The 19719-nt window shown below is 56.2% G+C and carries 18 protein-coding genes; 7 read left to right on the forward strand and 11 right to left on the reverse strand.

Annotated elements, in window-relative coordinates:
- Positions 1-89: 89 nt before the first annotated feature.
- Genes ACIP8I_RS01740 through ACIP8I_RS01750 form a run of 3 tightly spaced genes read right to left on the reverse strand, consistent with a single transcriptional unit; the run spans position 90 to position 3517 of the window.
- Entirely contained in the window at positions 90-2207 is a 2118-nt protein-coding gene (locus tag ACIP8I_RS01740; RefSeq protein ID WP_400758198.1) for an AAA family ATPase, read from the reverse strand.
- 3 nt (positions 2208-2210) lie between these two features.
- Positions 2211-2654: a hypothetical protein gene (locus ACIP8I_RS01745; RefSeq protein ID WP_400758199.1), complete on the reverse strand. Its 444-nt coding sequence runs from the start codon at positions 2652-2654 to the stop codon at positions 2211-2213.
- Positions 2655-2656: 2 nt separating this feature from the next.
- Positions 2657-3517 carry a hypothetical protein gene (locus ACIP8I_RS01750; RefSeq protein ID WP_400758201.1) on the reverse strand — a complete coding sequence of 287 codons (861 nt, stop codon included), beginning with the start codon at positions 3515-3517 and terminating at the stop codon, positions 2657-2659.
- 313 nt (positions 3518-3830) lie between these two features.
- Between ACIP8I_RS01750 and ACIP8I_RS01755 the strand changes: the two genes are divergently transcribed.
- From ACIP8I_RS01755 to ACIP8I_RS01765, 3 genes are all read left to right on the forward strand, one after another.
- Positions 3831-4421 carry a HEPN-associated N-terminal domain-containing protein gene (locus ACIP8I_RS01755; RefSeq protein WP_400758203.1) on the forward strand — a complete coding sequence of 197 codons (591 nt, stop codon included), beginning with the start codon at positions 3831-3833 and terminating at the stop codon, positions 4419-4421.
- Positions 4390-5184 carry an RES family NAD+ phosphorylase gene (locus tag ACIP8I_RS01760; RefSeq protein ID WP_400758557.1) on the forward strand — a complete coding sequence of 265 codons (795 nt, stop codon included), beginning with the start codon at positions 4390-4392 and terminating at the stop codon, positions 5182-5184. The genes ACIP8I_RS01755 and ACIP8I_RS01760 overlap by 32 nt, the downstream gene beginning before the upstream one ends.
- A 209-nt stretch (positions 5185-5393) precedes the next feature.
- Positions 5394-6308, forward strand: a complete 915-nt coding sequence (locus tag ACIP8I_RS01765) for a hypothetical protein (RefSeq protein ID WP_400758205.1) — start codon at positions 5394-5396, stop codon at positions 6306-6308.
- Positions 6309-6961: 653 nt separating this feature from the next.
- Here ACIP8I_RS01765 and ACIP8I_RS01770 read toward each other — a convergent pair.
- From ACIP8I_RS01770 to ACIP8I_RS01800, 7 genes are all read right to left on the reverse strand, one after another.
- A complete protein-coding gene (locus ACIP8I_RS01770) occupies positions 6962-7156 on the reverse strand; it encodes a hypothetical protein (RefSeq protein ID WP_400758206.1) in 195 nt (64 codons plus the stop codon).
- 66 nt (positions 7157-7222) lie between these two features.
- On the reverse strand, positions 7223-7459 hold the full coding sequence (locus tag ACIP8I_RS01775) for a hypothetical protein (RefSeq protein WP_400758208.1): 237 nt from the start codon (positions 7457-7459) through the stop codon (positions 7223-7225).
- Between the two features lie 50 nt (positions 7460-7509).
- The gene (gene hxsA / locus ACIP8I_RS01780; protein WP_400758209.1) at positions 7510-8118 is read right to left on the reverse strand and encodes a His-Xaa-Ser repeat protein HxsA; all 609 of its coding nucleotides are present in this window, start codon (positions 8116-8118) and stop codon (positions 7510-7512) included.
- Positions 8115-9350 carry a His-Xaa-Ser system radical SAM maturase HxsC gene (hxsC, locus tag ACIP8I_RS01785; RefSeq protein WP_400758211.1) on the reverse strand — a complete coding sequence of 412 codons (1236 nt, stop codon included), beginning with the start codon at positions 9348-9350 and terminating at the stop codon, positions 8115-8117. The genes hxsA and hxsC overlap by 4 nt, the downstream gene beginning before the upstream one ends.
- Complete coding sequence (gene hxsB / locus ACIP8I_RS01790) at positions 9350-10837, reverse strand: His-Xaa-Ser system radical SAM maturase HxsB (protein WP_400758212.1); 1488 nt, start codon at positions 10835-10837, stop codon at positions 9350-9352. The genes hxsC and hxsB overlap by 1 nt, the downstream gene beginning before the upstream one ends.
- A complete protein-coding gene (hxsD, locus tag ACIP8I_RS01795; RefSeq protein WP_400758214.1) occupies positions 10834-11133 on the reverse strand; it encodes a His-Xaa-Ser system protein HxsD in 300 nt (99 codons plus the stop codon). The genes hxsB and hxsD overlap by 4 nt, the downstream gene beginning before the upstream one ends.
- Positions 11134-11366: 233 nt before the next feature.
- Complete coding sequence (locus ACIP8I_RS01800) at positions 11367-12281, reverse strand: LysR family transcriptional regulator (protein WP_400758216.1); 915 nt, start codon at positions 12279-12281, stop codon at positions 11367-11369.
- Between the two features lie 269 nt (positions 12282-12550).
- Between ACIP8I_RS01800 and ACIP8I_RS01805 the strand changes: the two genes are divergently transcribed.
- From ACIP8I_RS01805 to pgm, 4 genes are all read left to right on the forward strand, one after another.
- Entirely contained in the window at positions 12551-13573 is a 1023-nt protein-coding gene (locus ACIP8I_RS01805) for a zinc-dependent alcohol dehydrogenase family protein (protein WP_400758218.1), read from the forward strand.
- Between the two features lie 548 nt (positions 13574-14121).
- Positions 14122-15594 (forward strand): hypothetical protein, encoded by a 1473-nt coding sequence (locus tag ACIP8I_RS01810; protein WP_400758220.1) that lies wholly within the window; start codon positions 14122-14124, stop codon positions 15592-15594.
- Positions 15595-15642: 48 nt separating this feature from the next.
- Positions 15643-17043, forward strand: a complete 1401-nt coding sequence (locus tag ACIP8I_RS01815; protein WP_400758222.1) for a PLP-dependent aminotransferase family protein — start codon at positions 15643-15645, stop codon at positions 17041-17043.
- A 96-nt stretch (positions 17044-17139) separates the two neighbouring features.
- Positions 17140-18786, forward strand: a complete 1647-nt coding sequence (gene pgm, locus ACIP8I_RS01820; protein WP_007963538.1) for a phosphoglucomutase (alpha-D-glucose-1,6-bisphosphate-dependent) — start codon at positions 17140-17142, stop codon at positions 18784-18786.
- A 179-nt stretch (positions 18787-18965) separates the two neighbouring features.
- On the opposite strand, the gene ACIP8I_RS01825 is transcribed toward pgm, so the two are convergent.
- Positions 18966-19661 carry a pirin family protein gene (locus ACIP8I_RS01825; RefSeq protein WP_400758224.1) on the reverse strand — a complete coding sequence of 232 codons (696 nt, stop codon included), beginning with the start codon at positions 19659-19661 and terminating at the stop codon, positions 18966-18968.
- Positions 19662-19719 lie beyond the last annotated feature (58 nt).

The following is a 19719-nucleotide window of genomic DNA, read 5'->3' on the forward strand; positions in this document are numbered from 1 at the left end:
AGGAACTTGGGCTGTGGAATAGCCCTATGGGCGTGTTTCCTGACCTCACTGATTACAGATGCCAGGAGCAGGGCTGACATCAGTGGCTGCTAGTCATCGCCTACCGGGGTAGTGTCTCCATCGGGCACGATGGCTTTTTTCCCCAGCTTGATGAGCTTGAACGTCACGTCTGCGGTGGCTTCAAGGTAGGCGGGCTCGCTGTCATCGAACGACGCAGCCACGATACTTTGTACCCCCTCCAGCTTGTTAAGGCATTTGAACAGGGCTCGCTGGCTCTTTGTGGCCATGGAGTGCTGCCCGGGCTCATCAAACATCAGGAAGCCAGGGTGATTGCCCTTGACGGTTTCATGTGCAGAAGTTTCATAAATTGACAGGATGTAACTCCAGATCAGACGGACAAAATCGCTCGCACTAGATTCGGATCCTATGTTGGTGCTTTCGCGTGATGTGCTGCGAGTAGATGCCTTTTTAAGTTCGCTAAACTTGCTGTTTTGAATCTCTCTCAGCTCGATTTTTTCAAGCTCCGGAAGCAGGTTGTCAATGTTGAACTTAACGTCCTTAACTGGGGCACTTTGGTAGTCGAATTCGCCCACATAAGATCTGAAGAATTTTTCAAACAGATTGTACTTTTTCAAGTCATCATCGGTATATATGTCGCTTGGTAGTTTTGCTCGAGCGTCCTGGTTGATAGCGAACTGTTTAGCGATGTCTTCCAGCTGGACAAGGTGTTCATCAATGCGCTGCGAGAACTTTCCGATATCTTCAAGATTGATTTCAACCTGAAGCTGGAGGCGCATGTTTGCCTTGGAGACAACGGATGTCGTTGTCAGGTCAGATCTCAGAGCACGAAGCCTGCTCTTCGAATCGGAAATTTGCTTTGCGAAGTGTTCATTGGCAACTGCTACCTCCCGCATCGAACGTTCAATCGCAACATTATCACGCTCAAGCATAGTGATTTGCGACTTCAGGTAGTCAATGTTTGTTTCGATGTCCATGTGCGGCATTTGCTCGGATAGATCTATAAGGGATTCACCCACGCTTTGATAGCATGCCGGACAAACGTTCTTCGAAATATTGAGGTCGAGCGAGGCACCGTACTTGACCAGCTTATGAGTGGCCTCGTTCTTGATCAGCTCATCTTCGGCTTGCTTGATATGGTGAAGATTTGCATTTTTTGAGGCCCGGTGGAGTGTGAGGTCTCCAAGCGACGACTCATAAGCCACGGTCAACCGCTGCAGGTGCTCAGTTTCGGCATCGATAGCGCGGAGTGTTTCCGCAGGAGTCGTATCCTTCCACGCAGTTTCGTCCTTTTGAAGTTTGGTTAGGGTTTGCAGTTGCGCGTGCTTGTGTTCGCCCAGGGCAATGTTGTTACCGTTGGCCATCACCTTGAAAAGCTGGACGCTACGGGGGGCAAACTCCGTGACCGGAGACTTGGGAAGGTGAGCCACCTTCACAAGATTTTTGAGGGCGTCGCTATGAATGGATTTGGTAATGTCGGCCCAAAGGTTGTGAAGCATCAGAGCTTCGACATCGAGTCTGGCTTTCTCGGTCTCCAGTTCGAAGACATTGGTACCGACCAGGTAGTCAACGACCTTTATGCGCGCATCCCGAATGCCGAAGTAGGGCAGGTTGGCAATGTAGTCTGTCCAGCCCCGTTTTTGCTCGATGGCCATCGCTGCAAAGACGTATTGCAGGTACAGCTTTCTCGGGTTGCCATTTTTGTCTGGAACCGAAGGAAGATTAAGCCCAAGGAATTTTTCAAGGTAGGTGTAGTACCCATCATTGTAGATAGCGCTGCCGGGGTCATGAAGAAACAGAAACCGACCCTCAGCAGTCTGGTCTTCAGTGAGACCGGCACATTCCTGCACCTCGATGAGGCGAGTGTCGAAACCCTCATCTTTGATTTTGCGCGTTACCGTGATGGTCTTTCCAAGTGACTCCATTTCCATGGTGACCCAGGAACGGATGATATTGCAGCGCAGGCCATCATTGTCGACATAATCTTTCAGTACGTAAGTAAGCGCTTTGTCGTTTTGGGCCCCGAGGATCTGCTCCATGCCGAGCGCATAAAGAATGCTCTGCACAATGGTACTTTTGCCCGCAGAGTTCCGGCCACGAATAATGTTGAGGTTCCGGTTAAAAAACGCGAGAAAGCCGTAAGGGCCATCGTCTGTTTCGATAGAGATTCTGATGCCTTTGATGAACACGTTTTAGTCCCATTCCTTGGATACGGTCTTAACCATATCTTCCGTAATTTTTCTACCGATAGCGATGAGTGCAGCCTTTTCGTCTGTCATCACGGTGCCGTCAGACATTATCTTCTTAACCAACTCCCGCCCCTTGTCCGTGAGAATGAAACCGGTTTTGGTGGGCTCGATCAACTGGTCGCCGCAGGCCAGCTTCAGGGCAATCGAGAGTGCTGGGTCAAATCCCCATATTGGCAAGGTGATTTCACCCAACTCTGCTGCCAAAATCATGGTGTTCACGTGGCGCTGTTCTTTGATCGCCCAGTTCATCAAGTGGAGCTTCACTAAGCTGCACTTTCCTTTATAGCCCGTTCTGTCGAGTATGAGTAAGGCTTGGCATATCTTGTACATCGGCCTGAGGTCGACAAGTACCGGCATTGGACGTGATGTGAATTTTAAGGTTGCCATTTTTACCGGAAGTCCATTTGGCAGACAGCGAGCCAGCGTGCCACGGTTCTCTTGGCGATGTCGTCCGCCATGGTCGCATCAATACTCAATAGCTTGTCATCCTTGAGGTGTTGCGTGAGGCTCGTTCGTATCGTGCTGACCAGATTGTCAGGGTCGCCGGTGAGCTCATAACTCATTTCCTCAACTCTCTCCTCAAGCCCGTGCAATGTCCGCGCGACTAGCCAGTAGGTATGTGGGTGGGAGTTGTACAACTGGTGGAAGAATGGATCATGATCCAAAAAAGCACGTCGAGTCAGTTTGAGTAGCCCCTCGAAAGCAGTTTCACCTTTATCCCCGGCGCGCAACTTGGTTTTGCGCTCCAAATTGCCTTCGTAGTCTGTCTTTTCGTCGTTCAGTTCCGGGATCTTCGGTGTTTCGCGGGCGATCGTGATTGGCGCACCCTCAATTTGGCGCACCTCATTAATCTCGTTCATGTAGTAGCCCGCGTCGTGCACATAAACGGTGAATTCTTCGTGCAAGTGCGGCAGGCCCCAGTCGCGCACCTCGTTTTGCTTTTTGACCGCGTGCACGATGAGATCTTTGTTAATGACGTCAGGTGTAATGAGATACCAGTTTTTTATTCGTGTATCGCCGAGTATCGATTGAAGACCGGTTGCATAATTTCTCAAGCTGTTCAGGTCGTTTGTTATTTTTGTGCGCTGATGAGCATAGAGCTCTTTGCGCTCATAGTGAAAGTCTGGGCAGTAGCATTGAAACGCATGACCGGTTTCTCGGGTAAATCCCTCAATGCCGAAATCACCACCTGAGGCCGGAACATGCTGATAACCCTCAGCAGTATACTTTTTTTTAAGAACGAGCTGCATCAGTGCTTCCCAACTCGGCCCGTTGAATGCCCCAATCGATGTGTTAATCAAAACTAGACCGCCCCGCCTTTTACCGGTTAATCCATTCCGAGATTGAGCTGTCGCGCGCCGTCCCGGTGTCGCTAAATTGCACTCGACGCTATCAAAATGCTGGCACAGGGTCTAGCATGCGCTCGATTTAGCAGATTATTAATACTGTTTATAAATACAGTTTTTATCGTGCAATGAACTGAAGCACATCGTGGGCAGCTGCAACACCGTTGCTGATGCCAGGCCGGGTTTGCACTTTACGTATGTCAATGAACGGAATGCTATGGCTGTTTACGTTTGCCGCGAATGTGTGACCGAGCGTTACTTGCAGGACGCACTGGATTTTCAAGTGGAAGCCCAATGCAATTTTTGCGGACGAGAACTGGACGTTGTAGAGCTGGACGAATTGGTTAACCACTGCGAGGCCGCGCTTCATGCCAGCTTCCGCTATGTCCATCAGCCTGACTCGGTACTGATCTATGATCGCGAGCCCTTCGGAGAGCACCTACACCAAGTCCTGGACAAGATGCTGAAATGCTCCGATGACCTGGTGGTGGCCATTGCCGAGGCACGTCCCGAGGCGTGGAGTGACTGGGATGACGATGATCCCTTTTTCAACGAGGGCATTTCCCCAACCTCCGAGATGTCTTCAGCCTGGGCGGAGATGGAACGCAGTTTGCGCGACGAAGCCAGGTTCGTGAACCCCACAGCGGCTCGCGTGCTTGAGGAGGTATTCGGCGGGATTGAGCAGCTCCAGATAGAAGGCTCGGCGTCTATTTTGACGATTGGCCCGGGGCTTTCGACCGATCGCTTCAAGCGGGCCCGAGTCTTCTCCAACGATGATGCCGTGGCCGGACGCGCTGTCGCATCCTGAGCGTTCCCTGGGCGCTCCTCCTCCAGGAGTAGGTGGTGCGGGTCGGATGAATGCCAGGGGCGTATCTGTATTTTATGGCGCGACCAATGTCCAGACGGCCATTGCTGAAGTTCGCCCGCCGGTGGGAAGCCTGGTGGTGTCAGCCACGTTCAGGGCGACCCGTGAGCTTCGCCTGCTGAACCTCGGCGCCTTGAACGATATCTGTCCGAATCAGGCACTGAGCTATTTTCAGCCGGAGCGCATGGAGCAGGGGCAGCGCTGTGCTTTTCCGGCAGCGTTACGCGAGCAGTTGTTGTTGCCGGTGATGCCTGAAATGGTTGACCAGGGTTATCTCATTACCCAAGCGATAGCTGATTTCTTGTCTACCCACCCGAAGCTGAACCTGGACGGCATCCTGTTTCCATCGATTCAGGTGTCCCAACATGGCGACCCCCCAGCAGGGCACAACGTGATCCTCTTCACCAAAGCGTCAGGAATGCATCGGTGTGAAGAAGCCTATGCGGCAGGTCTGGTGAGTCTCTGGGACTCTACCGAAGATGGCACCTTCTTTACCCCCCCGAGTTCTGGCCACGGAAAGATCAGCCCGACGGGGCAGTGGATGGCCTCAATCCGGGGCATACAACCCAAGCGCTACCCGCCGGCGATTGAGCTCATTCGTAGCGAGATTTCCATCCATCAGGTGAAGGGCGTGCTCTCCGATACGAAGGACACGGAAGTCGATTATCACGGCGACTCGGCTCGGTGCCACTTGAAGGGCTTCTGAGGGGAAATTGAACAGTTGTCAGATGGCCTCGAACCTATGAAAGCGCATCAAGAAACAGTCCATTGGGCAATACCTGTCGACTATCCGATCGATGATTTGGAGCGGGTCATCCCGATGCTTCAGGAAACCGATTTTCTGCTGCCGAGCTTCAAGCCGCCGTAGCTTGGTCTGTACCATCCGGTCGGTTACGTCTGGGCCCAGGGGAGGGCGTGAGTACGATCATCTTGCCGGATCGCAATGTCGCGTCCCGCATCGCTCAGTTGGCCCAAGGCAAAAAGACCGTAAACGACAAGCAGCTCAGGCCCTGTGCCGCACTGCTGTCCTTTGCACATCTGCTTGGGATCCAGTTCGAACCGGGTATAGCGTTCCATGAGCTCGCCCATCGCGCCGGCAATGCCGAAGCTGAGCAAGAACTCGGCTGGTTCAGGGCTGCCGACAATGCTCCGCCCCAGGACATGTTGAATGTGGCACTGGGTCGATGCGACGGAGTTTCGCGTACCTACGCGTCTTGCGCGGTGCAAATGCCCGACATGGCCAAGGCACTGAAACGATGGAACAGGAACTACATTGCTGCGTTGAAAGTCTTGGAGCTCGATGTGGCCAAGGGTAAAGCGCTCGACAAAATGCTTCACCTCCTGGATTGGATGGGCAGCAGCCTCATCTTCGCCGGGCCTGCAGTCATGCTCGCCTGCGTCTACCTTGGAACACACTCGCCGTCGCGTAAGAACGTGTTCAAGGACAAGAACTCAAAAGACCGTGCTGCTGCGATAGCGGGCGTGAAGAACGCGGCTTGGGACATCACCCACCTGAGCGACTTCATTCGCCTGGTCAATAAAGACCCACACCGCACAGAAGCACAGTATCTGTTCGCGAGCTTCGACACCCACCTCAGGCTGGCGACCAAGCTGCTGCTTGAGATCTCCAAGCTTGGTTACGGGGTCGACCAGATTGCAGGGCAGCTCACGCAGTGGTGGTCGGAGAAGGACGCGATGCGCATTGCTCACGAGATCAAGGCCCATCTGGATCGCATCAACAGCCCCTCGCATGTTCCCAAGACATCCGACGATCCGGACTTCATTCCCAAGATGATCGAGGCGGGCGAGCAGCGGCTGATCGCGCTTTGAATTTTTCCGCCACTGGCTGAAGTTGCTGGCTGAAGCTCGCGGCGTGAATAGTGATGCGTGAATCAGAGAGGGGTGCAAATGTACTCTTGCCGTTCATCCAGCACTTGTCGCTTTACGAGCTGATGAGAGACGCGGGAGTTGCGCAGAAACCCAAGAAGGTGTCTGTGAGTCGACGCCGGATTTGGCACCTGCGCTGTATTTGGTACTTGAGATAAATTATAGCTAAATCAAAATGTTGAGCTATTATTCGATGCCAAAGAGCGCGCTAAGGAAAATTGCGGATTTTCGTCATGCCCACCCATTTTTGCGGGCTCCTTGGCACTCAAAATCGTCTCTACCCCGCATCTTTCCTGGAGGTGCCAAAGACGGCGCTTCGAGGTGCCAAATCCACCGCCTCCTCACATGGCACCGCAAGTCTCCCCGGTGAAGGCTTCTCTGCGTGTGGTTTCTCGGACTAAACACCTAGCTCTTCTTTAATGCCTACAATCTAGCCGAGCGGCGGCATGATGCTTGGGCCTGCACCTGCTTTAGTTCTTTTGGGGCATGGGGTCAGCGGCGAGCGATATATTCGCCGGACAGCCGGCGCGAATTACATAGGAGGCGACGTGGCTATCAAAGCAGTTTTTGTGGGTATCAACTAACACCTCGCCCCCTCAATCCCGGAGCTGAGCGGGGCCCGGCGCGACGCGACGGCGTTGTGGGCCTTGTTCACCGACACCGTTCAAGGCCTGGTTGGTCGACTTCTTGTCGATGAGGCTGCCACGCATGCAGAGGTGTCGCAGGCCATCCTTGGAACGCTGTCGGCCGCAGGTCAGGAAGACGTCGTGGTCATCACATTTGCTGGCCATGGTTCTCCCGACGGTAATCTGGTCCTGTACGACACCAGTGCAGCCGATCTATCCGGTTCTGGCTTGTCAATGGCGGGCCTGGCCGAAATGATTGTTTCCGGCGAGGTAGTCCAACGTTTGCTGGAAAGCTGCTAGAGTCAGCATCAACTGCGAGTCTTCCGATCCGGTCTCAATCACAACGCGATTTGCATCAACGGTCGTGATACGGAAACGGGCGCTACGCGACGGTGTTTGCAGTTCCTTGCCTTGCGGGCGGCTGATCAATGCCCAGAAAGTGTTGTCGACTTGAATGATGTGCTGCATGGGATAATTCCTTCGTTGCTGAACGGACGCTAGCTTTAACGTGAAGCGACTTATGGAATCTTGATACCCAACGCATTCAACGATGGCGTATCCATCCGGCCATTCACGGTCAGCCCACTGTCCATCTGAAAGGCCATCAACGCACCACGTGTCGCCTTACCCATCACCCCATCAATGTTGCCTTGATAATACTGGCGCACCATCAGCGCAGTCTGCACACGTGCAACCAGATTGCTTTTCTGCTCATTGGTCGCGCGGCCCTTTGAAGTACTCGAGCTTGTCCCGCTGGTAGTGCCAGACGACTGATAAAAGCTATTGCTGTTTGAGGTGCTGCTCGAAGCACTCGGCGCGCTGTAACTCCGGGTATTGAGGGCGGGTGGGCTGTAGTAGCGAGGTGCGCTATAACCACCCGAGCCGCTGTAGTGAGAACTATGCGAACTGTGGGATCGGTGTGAACTATGCGAACGATGTGCCGCATAGATGTTGACGGTGCCTGGCGCATTGAGCGTATCGGCAAATACTGGGGGCTGTAGTTTGTCGTTGGGTTGCCAGTTCGCATCGGCGAGCGAGAAATGGCCCGCCTGTGCCAGGGTGGTACCTGCCATTGGCAGCAAACTGATCCCACTGATCAGGACTTTCCAGCGATCGAGCAATTTCACTGTGCACTCCTTGCATAGGCGCTAAAGGCCTCGGTCGATAATAGTTGTACGCCGCGGCTCTGCCAGCGGTCGGTGTGGGATTTGAAGAAGCCAGAGCAATGTTTGACGGCAGCGCATTGCTGGCAGGTATCGATGAACAGGCTCTTCCAGTCCGAGATGCTCTGACGGGCGAAACGCGAGAGGTGGGCGGGGATCAGGCACAGGGGCAAGTTGTAGATCGAAACCGGCACTCCGCGGTTGAACAGGAAATACACGGCCTGGCTCAACAACTCCTGATAGTCCAGCGGGTCAATCCACAGTTCTTCGTAGTTCTTCCTCGCCAGGCCGGTACTTTCGATACCCATCAGCGCAACATGCCGCACGAAGGGCAGGTTTCTGAATACATAGTGGGCGAGCTCTGGCAAGCGTGGTGTGGTCAGACGATTGAGCACAACGCGAATTTCGATGATCTGGTTGGCGCGCGCCAGGTTGTAAAGACCTTGCAGGGTTTCGCTGAACGCGCCTGGAGCTTGGACCACATGGTCATGGTCTTCGGCATTGTCGGCATACAGCGGGATGCCCCAGCTCAACTGAGGGTGGCCGATGGCAGAGAGCGCTGCGATCCAGCTCGGGTCCTGGAACAGACGCCCGTTGCTGAGTACATGAATGGATTTCTGTGGCAAAACGGCTTTGCACTTGGCCAGGATTTCCAGCAGCCCGTCGCGATAAAGCGTTGGTTCTCCACCGCTGATTCCCAGATTTTCTTCGCCCGGGTCCATCAGGTCAATCAGCCGTAGGTTCTCTTCGATGTGCCAGTGGTCATCGATATTTTTGGGCGGCTGCGAGCACATCAGGCAGAGGCTGTTGCAACGATCGGTCATGAACAGCAGGTTGCTGTCTGAGCCTCGCCGATAGAGCACTCGCACCAACGCGTTGCCTGGTGTAATGGCAATGATATCGCCGGGCTGCACGACATCCGCATCTTTAGGGGTGTGCAGGTGTGGTCGCGCGCTATCGAAGTAGCCGATCAATGGCTCCGGGGTCAAAAATCCAGCGACTGGTAATGAGAGCAGATGCGGGTTCCGTAGCCGCTCTTCGTTTGGCAGCCAAAGCAGCAGGTCACCGAACTCAGCACTTCCGGCACAAACAGCCAGGCCTTGTTCGATAAACTCATCCACAGAGATGACTTTGAGCAGTCTCGACTCATTCAGATGGTTGATTTCGAAGTGGGTATCTTTGCGTAGCATCACCATCAACCCCTGTAACCCGGGAATCGAACATCGCTGTAGGAACGCCTGTTCAACCAGGACAGCAGCACCCTCTGGACGTCGTCGTCACCATCGCGCAACAGGCCGAATAAATGCTTCAGCAGCCCCATGTTCTTCTTGCAGAAGCTGCTGAACACCCGGTGTCCGATCGGATCGCCTTGGCGCGCATAGTGTTCAATCGGGTCTGCTCCGCAGTAGGGAACCAATGCGCAGTCCGAACAACCAGGCAGTGACTCTGCAACACCACTTGCAAGCAATGCCTCCATGACGGGCGATGCCAGCAATTCAGGCAAGGGTTGCTGGACGGTGCCGAGTCTCAAGCCGCTTTCGCCCATCTCCAACAACATTCGGGCTTCGTCCGAGGGATAGACGTAACCGTCATAGTTGTAAACAAGCGCAGCGGTACCGGCACCGGCGGGGGAGCGCAAGTCTACGTAACCGGAGGAGAAAGGCGTGAGTACGTTCTTCAACAACAGGCTCGTATAACTCTCCGACAGGTACACGCCTTGCTTGTTGATATCCAGCAAGTAAGCCAATGCTTTCTGGTAGAAGGCAAGGTATCGCTCAATCGAGTAATCAAGGCGGCGGGTACTCTTAGTGGCGAACCCATAAGGGCTGAGCGGCCGAAGCGAGATGCTGGAGAAGCCTTGGTTTACATACTCATCAATTATCGCTTCAGGGTGTTCGAGGCTTCTCGAGGTGAGTGTGGTTAGCGCTGAAACCGCATCATGGCCAAGACGTTCACGGATCCACTGGATGCCTTTTACAGTGCGCTCGTGGGAGTCCCGCGTCGGGGTAGGACGGTTGACATTATGTAAGAGCGCCGGTCCATCGAGAGAGGTAGAAAACTGGATGTGATGCTGTTCTGCGAAGTTGAGTATTTCTTCCGTGAGGTGGTGCAGCGTGGTGGTGATGACGAACTGGATATCTCGCTGCTCGACCACGTTCCGTTCTACTACCCATTCGACAATCTGGCGCACGCGTTCGAAGCCCAGAAGTGGTTCGCCACCTTGAAATTCCACGGTCAGGGCGCGAGCATTCGATTCGAACAGGCGATCGACCGCAGCGTGTGCATCCGCTTCCGACATGTCGTGGCCGGATCCGCCCAGAGGGGCCCGCGACACCTGACAGTACTGACAGGTATGGTTACAGCGCAATGTAACCACGAACAAGTGCAGGGCAGGGCCCTGAAAAAGGAAGTCCTTGCGGCTGCGATACTGCGCGGCCATTTCGGGTAAAGGGTCGTGACGGCCTTGTTCGTAGATGAAGTGGCGAGCCAGCAGGTCTTTGTAAAAAGGCGTGCCTGCTTCAACGTTGAAGTAACTGAGGGCTCGCAACTGCTCGTCGCTCACGTGCATGTACTCACCCGTATCGGAAGTGAGCAGAATGTCACGGTCATGCCCCGTGTTCATGCGCATGAATCGAAAAGGCAGCAAGCGGTAGTGCTTGGCGTCGGATGCAATCAGTGTCACTGCAAATTCCCAGATCCAGCGAGCGCGGCTCGGGCCAGAACTTCGCGCAACCCAACTGTTTCGCGGTTGATGTGATCGCGCAGGGCGAAGTCGTTTAGATGTTGGAGAATCAGCGAGTTTGCCTGCTCCGAAGAAAGCGTCAGCGTTGTCTCTGCCGGGAAGGCCGTCAGATGAATCTGACTGGCTTCGATAGCTACTTGGATCGCGACGATATCGGCCAAGGAGTAAGCGGCACGTTGCACCACACTGAGAGGGTAGGCTGCGCTGTCAACTTTCAGCGTGACTGGCCATGTCATCGGAACCGGTCCTTAAAATCCGTTGGAAACGTGTGGATTTTGCCGGTTAATGAGGCATTGTGCTATTACAATTTTTACGCTTGTGCATTTGTCCGAGCGTGGCGGTTCCTGCGCTCGCCCGCGGCTCTGCCATCGACAACGGGTAGCGCAGGATACCGTCCGACAACTGCGGCGCCGCCCAGCGGGCATTACAAATGCCGAATGGATTAGATAAACCACCTGCCAGTCAAGCCTTAGAGGCTGTCCGGGTCGCCAAAAAACATCTGAATCCGCGACCGCAACCAACGCTCCCCCGGATCGTTATCCTGTGATCCACGCCAAGCCATATGCAGCTCAAACGTACGCGTCGGTAGCGGCGGATCCTCCGCCCGCACGCCGCCGGCAGCCGTCAGTGCATCAGCGGTGTAATCCGGCACGGTCGCAACAATGTCAGTGCCCGCGAGTAACGTGCTCAACCCATTGAACTGCGGCACGGCCAGCACCACGTGGCGCTTACGCCCGAGTTTCTCCAGCTCTTCATCAATAAAGCCACTGAGGTCACCGGCGAACGACACCAGCGCATGCGGACGTGCGCAGTAGTCATCCAGACTCAGCGGCCCTGGCACGGAGTCGGCGCGCAGCAGTTTCGGCTGGCTGCGCCGCAGCACCTTGCGCTTGGCGTTGGCCGGCAGGTCGGTGGTGTAGCTGACGCCGATGGAGATTTCGCCGGAGGCCAGCAGGCCCGGCATCAATATGTAGTTGACCCGACGCACGACGAGGACAATGCCCGGTGCTTCGGCGCGCAGGCGTTTGAGCAGCATCGGCAGCAGGGCGAATTCGACGTCGTCGGACAGGCCGATGCGAAACACCGAAGTGCTGGTGGCCGGGTCGAATTCCGCCGCGCGGCTGACAGCTGTTGAAATCGAGTCGAGCGCCGGGGAGAGCAGGGCGAAGATTTCCACCGCGCGGGCGGACGGTTCCATGCTGCGTCCGGTGCGCACGAACAACGGGTCATCGAACAGGCTGCGCAGGCGCGAGAGCGCCGCACTGATCGCCGGCTGGCCAAGAAACAGCTTCTCGGCGGCGCGGGTCACGCTGCGTTCGTGCATCAATGTTTCGAATACGATCAACAGGTTCAGGTCGACACGACGCAGGTCATTACGATTCATCTGGAGTCCTGGCAGAGTCATCAAGCTTGACGAGAGCGACCATATGAGAACAATGGCCGGCATGAATATTACGGGGAAAGGCTGGTACTCTGCACCGCTAAATTCAGCTTTACCGGGCCGGTTGCGGTATTTTTTCATCGATTTTGCCAATGCCGTTCATACTGCGGAATCAATGACAGGCATGTCGACTATTAATAGCCACTGATAGTCTTGGGTCAAAAGCCCAGATAGAGTTCAGGGCATTAGAGGTTACTTTGACGAGGTTTGCGATGTCCCGCACGATCCGTTTTCACAAGTTTGGTCCGGCCGAGGTGCTCAAATGCGAAGAGCATGCGGCCGCTCAGCCAGGTCCTGGCGAAGTGCAGGTGCGTGTCGAGGCGATCGGCATCAGCTGGTACGACATTCTCTGGCGTCAGAACCTGGCCTCGTCCCAGGCACGCCTGCCGTCCGGTCTCGGCCATGAAATGGCCGGTGTGGTGACCGCCGTCGGTGACGGTGTGGATGATCTGTCGGTGGGCGACAAGGTGGCCAGTTTTCCGGCCGAAAGCCCGAACGACTACCCGGTGTATGGCGAGCAGATCGTGCTGCCACGCACCGCGCTGACCCGCTATCCGGATGTGCTCAGCCCGGTCGAAGCCAGCGTGCATTACACACCGCTGTTGATCGCCTATTTCGCCTATGCCGATCTGGCGCGGGTCAAACCCGGGCAGTTTGCCCTGGTCACTGATGCCAGCCATTGCGCCGGTCCTTCCTTTGTCCAGCTGGGCAAGGCCATGGGTGTACGGGTGATTGCCGCGACGAAAACCTCAGAGGAACGTGAATACCTGCTGTCCCTGGGCGCCGAGAAAGTCATTGTTACCGAGGAAGAAGATCTGTTGATGCGAATCAACAAGATCACTGACAACCGTGGTGTCGATGTGGTGTTCGACGGTCTTGGTGGTCCGCAGATGTCGTTGCTCGGCGATGTGCTCGCACCGCGTGGCAGCCTCGTTCTGTATGGCCTGCAAGGCGGGAACCAGACACCTTTCCCGGCCTGCGCGGCGTTCCAGAAGAACATCCAGTTCTTCGTGCACTGTATCGGTAATTTCACCGGTAAACCCGAGTTGGGCATTGTTCAGGATCACGTCGCCTTGCAACGTGCCCTGCGTGATATCAATCAGTTGACGGCTGACCGCGTGCTGCTGCCACTCAAGACTCGGGTCTTCCCGTTCAACGATTTCGTCGAAGCACATCGCTACATGGACGAATGCCCATGCCGTGAACGGGTCGCCCTGCAGGTCGAACCCGCGTAATTCCCTCCGAACAGAGTCCGTGACCCCCACGGACTCTTGCGTTTTACCCCTCGCAAATAATCAGACATACCGAGCATGGTGCGTGGCCGGTTGTACATCTGAACCGGTTTTTGTCTGCCATCTGTATCTTCTAATCGTCATATAAGCCCTGATAATTGAATGATTACTTTCATCTCAAGGAATGAGCCATGTCTGTGCATTCTGTTTTCCGTTGCGCGTTTAATATGTTCTCTCGTGGGCGATATACCGATTTCTGTTTAATGGCCGTAGGTTATTTCCTATTGTCGTTCTGCTTTTCTTGTACTCAATATTCGTGGGACGCTGTAAGAAGTTTCCTCAGATATTTTTGTGCCCGGAAAAACTCAATGGTGGCGGGGGTTTGCGTCACCTAGGGTGGTGGCTCTACCGACTTCTTCGCGTCAAGTGTTTCAAATAACTACAAAACCATAAGTGTTAGTATTTGATCGTCTATTACTTATTGATGAATTTATTGCGCCAGCGTCATCGCTGATGCGCGATATGAATTTTTTACGCCGGGTAAAGTACTGATGAGCACGATCCATGATCAGGCAATGAACTATGTCTACCAGCAGGTATTGCAGCGTCTGTTGAGTTTCTTTTCCAGAGCCGAACGGACAGCGCTGCAATTGCTGATTCAACGGCTGGTGGTCGCCGCCGGAGGAATGGAGCGCATGGGTGACTACAAGGTCATGGTGACACCGTCCGGTACCCGTGACAGTTGCTACACCCTGGCGCTGCTGCGCGCCGCGCAGCTGAGTATCGCCGGCCGCGCACCGGCCACTTTTCAGTTGCGTGTGGCCATGTTGCGCAGGAGCGAATCGGGGGCGGCATCCAGCAATATGCACCGCAGTTTCGCTGCCCTGTTCCTGTATGACGACCCGCGTGTCGAGTTGCTGATGGTGGATCATCGTCACGTGTTGCCATTCGATCACCTGGCGCCACCTGACAAGGACAGTACGCAAGCCAATCGCACCAACCTGCTGATGATGGGGCATCGACGGGCCAGGGACGAGAAGCTCGAGTTGTGGGACGACGCCTGCCTGGCCTGGGCGGAGTTTTGCGGGCAGATCGCTCGCTGGGGCAACGGTGTTGATGCCTGGGTGGCGAGTGAGTCGTTGCGACGCCAGAAACAATTCATCGACAACCTCGATCGTGCGGTGCAAAAGGCAGGCATCGGTGCGCTACCGCCAAATACTGGGACATTCGATGAATTGTTCGCCCTGCTCGACGGGCTGGGAGGGGACTTGTACCGCGGTTTTTACGCCGAAGCCGAACGGTTGTGCTGGCGTCCCGAGGACAGTTTCGAGTCCTGCCGCCGCACCACGTTTGTCGACATTCACGACATGGCGGTGGGCAACCTGGAAGAGCGCTGGCCGCTGCTCAGCGAGTTTCTCGGGTTCCAGGCCGAGGAATGGGTGTTCCACCAGGGTGGGGGCGAATACGCCGACCCGTTGATCGAGGCCCATTTGCGCGGGCTGGAGGCCGAGTTCGTCGATGGCCGCAGCTATGAAGCCGGGTTTTCGCAACATGTTCAGCACATGCTGGTGACGATGCAGCAGCAACGGGTTCCGGAAGCGGTATGCGAGCAGATGATTGCCCGATTGGGGCAGCCACCAGCGCTTGATGAGTTGCGCGAGTCGGCGGCGAACTGCATTCAAACGACGTACGGCTTGAATGAAACCCAATGGGTCTGCCTGTTGTTCTCGCCTTTTATCAACCGTGGAGCCAGCCTCGAACGGTTCCTGCGCAGCTGTCATCCCGGCATGTTGGTGGCGATGCCCGATCTGCATCGGGCCATGCAGGGGCTGCACGGCCCGGAGCAAGTGCTGCAGTGGATGACGGATGTCAGCGGATTGCCGGTCAGGCTGATCTGTCGTCTCTACGCCATGGAGTCATTGCCGGTGCGCGGGGCAGGTCTGCACGCAACGGATACCGCACTGCAAACTGCAGGACACGATGGCATCGACGCCAGTATGGGTGACCGGTCAGCGGAACGTTGAGGTGAGTGATCAACTTTTCGCCGCATCGGTGTCAATGGTATTGGGCTCATGAAAGCAGCACGGGAGTCGGGTTTCGCTTATCAGGCCGTCTATCGCTACTTGATACGACTGATCGCGGATTCGGCCGAAGCAGGCAACCTCAGGCTGCCGTCACTGCGGCAGTTGGCAGATCGCCTGAACGTATCGATCTCGACCATTCAATACGCGTATTCGCTGCTGGAGAAAGAAGGGCGGGTCTATTCCGTCGCCAAGTCCGGGTACTACGCCCAAGCGGTTGTCGGGCTGACACCTCAGGCCGTTGGCAACGATCTGCTTGAGGCGCTTTACGTCAATGCGCGACGCCCGGGGATGCGCTTGTTGAGCGCAGAAGATCCGGTTTCAGTGCAATCGCTGGACAGTCCATTGCTGTTGCTGGAGCGCGAACTGCTGCGTCAGTACCCCCGCAAGCCGCCGTTGCTCGATCAGCCCTGCGGTGAGCTGGAGCTGCGCGCCGTCCTCGCGGCTCGCTACACCACCTCGCCGAGACAGTGCTGGCACGCCGAGGATGTCTATATCGGTGCGGATTTGCGCGGAGTACTGGAGATCCTGGTGGCTGTTCTGCAGCTCAAACACGCCACCATTCTGGTCGAGTCGCCCTGTGACTGGGTGATATTGCGATTGCTGCAGGCGGCAGAGGTGCGGGTGATCGAACTGCCGTTGCAGGCCTGTGGAGGGCTGGAACCGCAACGCCTGGAAGCACTGCTCAACACTGAAAACGTACGGTTGATTCTGCTGTCTTCGGGCTTGTCCATGCCGCGCGGTACACAGGCTCCTGCGGAAAACCGCAACATCATCGCCAGCATGCTTGCCGAACGTGGCACCTGGGTGCTGGAAAACGATTGCTACGGCGAGCTGGTTGAGGCCTTGGACGGCGAGCGTTTGCGTGATCGGCTGGATCCCGACCGGCTGTTGATCTTCTCTACATTCGAGAAAACCATCGGCATCGAGGCGCCTTACGGGTTCGTACTGTCGCGCCAATGGAAAAGCGAACTGTTGCGGCATTTTCTGATGCGCTCGTTCCGACTGTCACCCATCCGCCAGAAGGCGATTGCCCGACTGTACGCAAACGGTCGGGTTGATCAGCATCTGAATGTGCTGCGCCGGCTGCTCAAGGAGCGTCGAACCCCGATGATCCACTTGCTGCGCGAGCGCTTGGGTGATGCGCTGCAGGTTGTCGAGCCGCAGGGCGGTGCGACGGTCTGGGTGCGGGCGCTGCGTCCGGTGGAGATGCGCGATGTGTTTCAGCGCCTGCTCAGGCAACAGGTATTGATCGCGCCGGGCGAACTGTTCAGCTTGCAGGGATTGCACCGTCGTCATCTGCGCCTGAACCTGCTGGATCATGGCGAAACCGGGTTGGCCGGAGCGATCGCCTTGTTGGGTGATGCACTGCGGCTGGCACCGCTTGAATGAACGTTGAAATCTGTCGGATAGATCCCGTCGCGCTGCGGTCAAACTGCCAGTAAACTGCGCTGTATTTCCTGAACCACTCTATTTCAGAGGTTTTGCATGACTATCAGTCCTTTTGCGGGCAAACCGGCACCGGCAGAATTGTTGGTCGATATCCCGCGACTGGTAACGGCTTATTACACCGGCCAACCGGACGCTTCGATTTCCACCCAGCGTGTGGCGTTTGGTACTTCCGGTCACCGCGGCAGCTCTTTCGATCTGAGTTTCAATGAATGGCACGTTCTGGCAATCAGCCAGGCGATCTGCCTGTACCGCGAAGCCCAGGGCATCGATGGCCCGTTGTTCGTCGGTATCGACACCCATGCGCTGTCGACCCCGGCCGGCGCCAGTGCGCTGGAGGTGCTTGCGGCCAATGGCGTGACCGTGATGATCGCCGAAGGTGACGAATACACGCCGACACCTGCGGTTTCACATGCAATTCTCTGCTACAACCGTGGCCGCACCTCGGGCCTGGCCGATGGCATCGTGATTACGCCGTCGCACAACCCGCCACAAAGCGGGGGTTACAAATACAACCCTACCAACGGCGGCCCGGCCGATACCCACATCACCAAGTGGATCGAAGCCAAGGCCAACGAACTGCTGGCCAACAAACTGGCAGGTGTCAAACGCATCAGCTACGAGCAGGCGCTCAAGGCCAGTACCACCCACCGTCATGACTATCTGAACACTTACGTCGCTGACCTGATCAATGTGATCGACTTCGATGCCATCCGTGATGCCAAGCTGCGTCTGGGCGTAGACCCGTTGGGCGGAGCAGGGGTGCGCTACTGGTCGGCGATTGCCGAGCATTACCGTCTCGATCTGGATGTGGTGAACAAGCAGGTCGATCCGACTTTCCGCTTCATGACGGTCGACTGGGATGGGCAGATTCGCATGGACCCGTCGTCCAGCCATGCCATGCAAGGTTTGATCGGCCTCAAGGAACGTTACGACGTGGCCTTCGCCTGCGACCCGGATCACGATCGTCATGGCATCGTCACCCCGTCGGGTGGTCTGCTGGCACCGAACAACTATCTGGCGGTGTCCATCGACTATTTGTTCCAGAACCGTCCGCAATGGCGCGCCGACGCCGCTGTGGGTAAAACCGTGGTCAGCAGTGGCCTGATCGATCGCGTGGCCAAGCGCCTGGGGCGTCGTCTGTACGAAGTGCCGGTCGGTTTCAAATGGTTTGCCGATGGCCTGTTCGATGGCTCGCTGGGTTTTGGTGGCGAGGAGAGTGCTGGCGCTTCGTTCCTGCGCAAGGATGGCGGCGTCTGGAGCACCGACAAGGACGGTCTGATTCCGGCGTTGCTGGCGGCCGAAATGACCGCGCGTACCGGCCGTGATCCAAGCCAGGCCTATCGCGCCCTGACCGATGAACTCGGCGAACCTTTCTCGGTGCGCGTCGATGCCAAAGCCAACCCTGAGCAGAAAGCCCTGCTGAGCAAGCTGTCGCCGGAGCAAGTGACGTCGACCGAGCTGGCAGGCGAGAAGATTCAGAGCATTCTCAGCCATGCGCCGGGCAACGATCAGGCCATTGGTGGTCTGAAGGTGATGACCGAAAACGGCTGGTTCGCCGCGCGTCCTTCGGGCACCGAAGACATCTACAAGATCTACGCCGAAAGCTTCATTGGCGACGACCACCTCAAGCAACTGGTGGCTGAAGCGCAAACCCTGGTGGATGGTGCTATTTCTACGAAATAGTACTAATCACCGAAAAACTGTGGCGAGGGAGCTTGCTCCCGCTCGGCTGCGAAGCAGTCGCAAAAACAGGGACGCTTCGCGCCCCGGCGGGAGCAAGCTCCCTTGCCACAAGGTTGGCGGCCGTTAAATCACGTGTAAAAAGGGTGACCCAATTGGTCACCCTTTTTCATACCCGCAATCTAAGCCAGATCCACCAAGACGATTTCGCTGTCTTCCAGCGCCGTCACCGTGAGCACCGACTCATGCTCGACGGCAACGCCATCGCGAGCTTGTGCGCGCAAGCCATTGACTTCAATCACGCCCGTAGCGGGCACCAGATAGGCTCGGCGTCCCGTATCCAGCTGATATTCAGCAGTTTCGCCAGCCTTGAGGTTGGCCGCGACCAACCGCGCATCGCCGCGAATGCGCAGGCTTTGGTCGTCCCCATCCTTGCCGCTGGCCAGGGTCACGAAGCCTTCGCGCTGACCTTTGGGGAATGGTTTGGCACCCCATGAGGGCGGCGCGCCGGTTTCGGTTGGCAGAATCCAGATCTGGAAAATTCGGGTCTCTTTGTCTTCCAGGTTGTACTCGCTGTGAGCGATGCCGGTACCGGCGCTCATGACCTGCACGTCGCCGGCTTCAGTGCGTCCCTTGTTGCCAAGGTTGTCCTGGTGGGTAATCGCACCTTCACGCACGTAGGTGATGATTTCCATGTCGCGGTGCGGGTGCAGCGGGAATCCGGTGCCGGCGGCGATCACGTCATCGTTCCACACCCGCAGATTGCCCCAGTTCATGCGCTGCGGGTCGTAGTATTCGGCGAACGAAAAGTGGTGATGGGCATCCAACCAGCCGTGATGAGCGCCGCCCAGCGAGTTGAAAGGTCTGAGTTCAAGCATGATCGTCTCCTCAAAAGGTTCGTCATGGGGCGTAACGCCAGAGCCACGAAGCGAGACC

This window comes from Pseudomonas sp. NPDC088414, from assembly GCF_044753325.1.
Taxonomy (GTDB): Bacteria; Pseudomonadota; Gammaproteobacteria; order Pseudomonadales; family Pseudomonadaceae; genus Aquipseudomonas.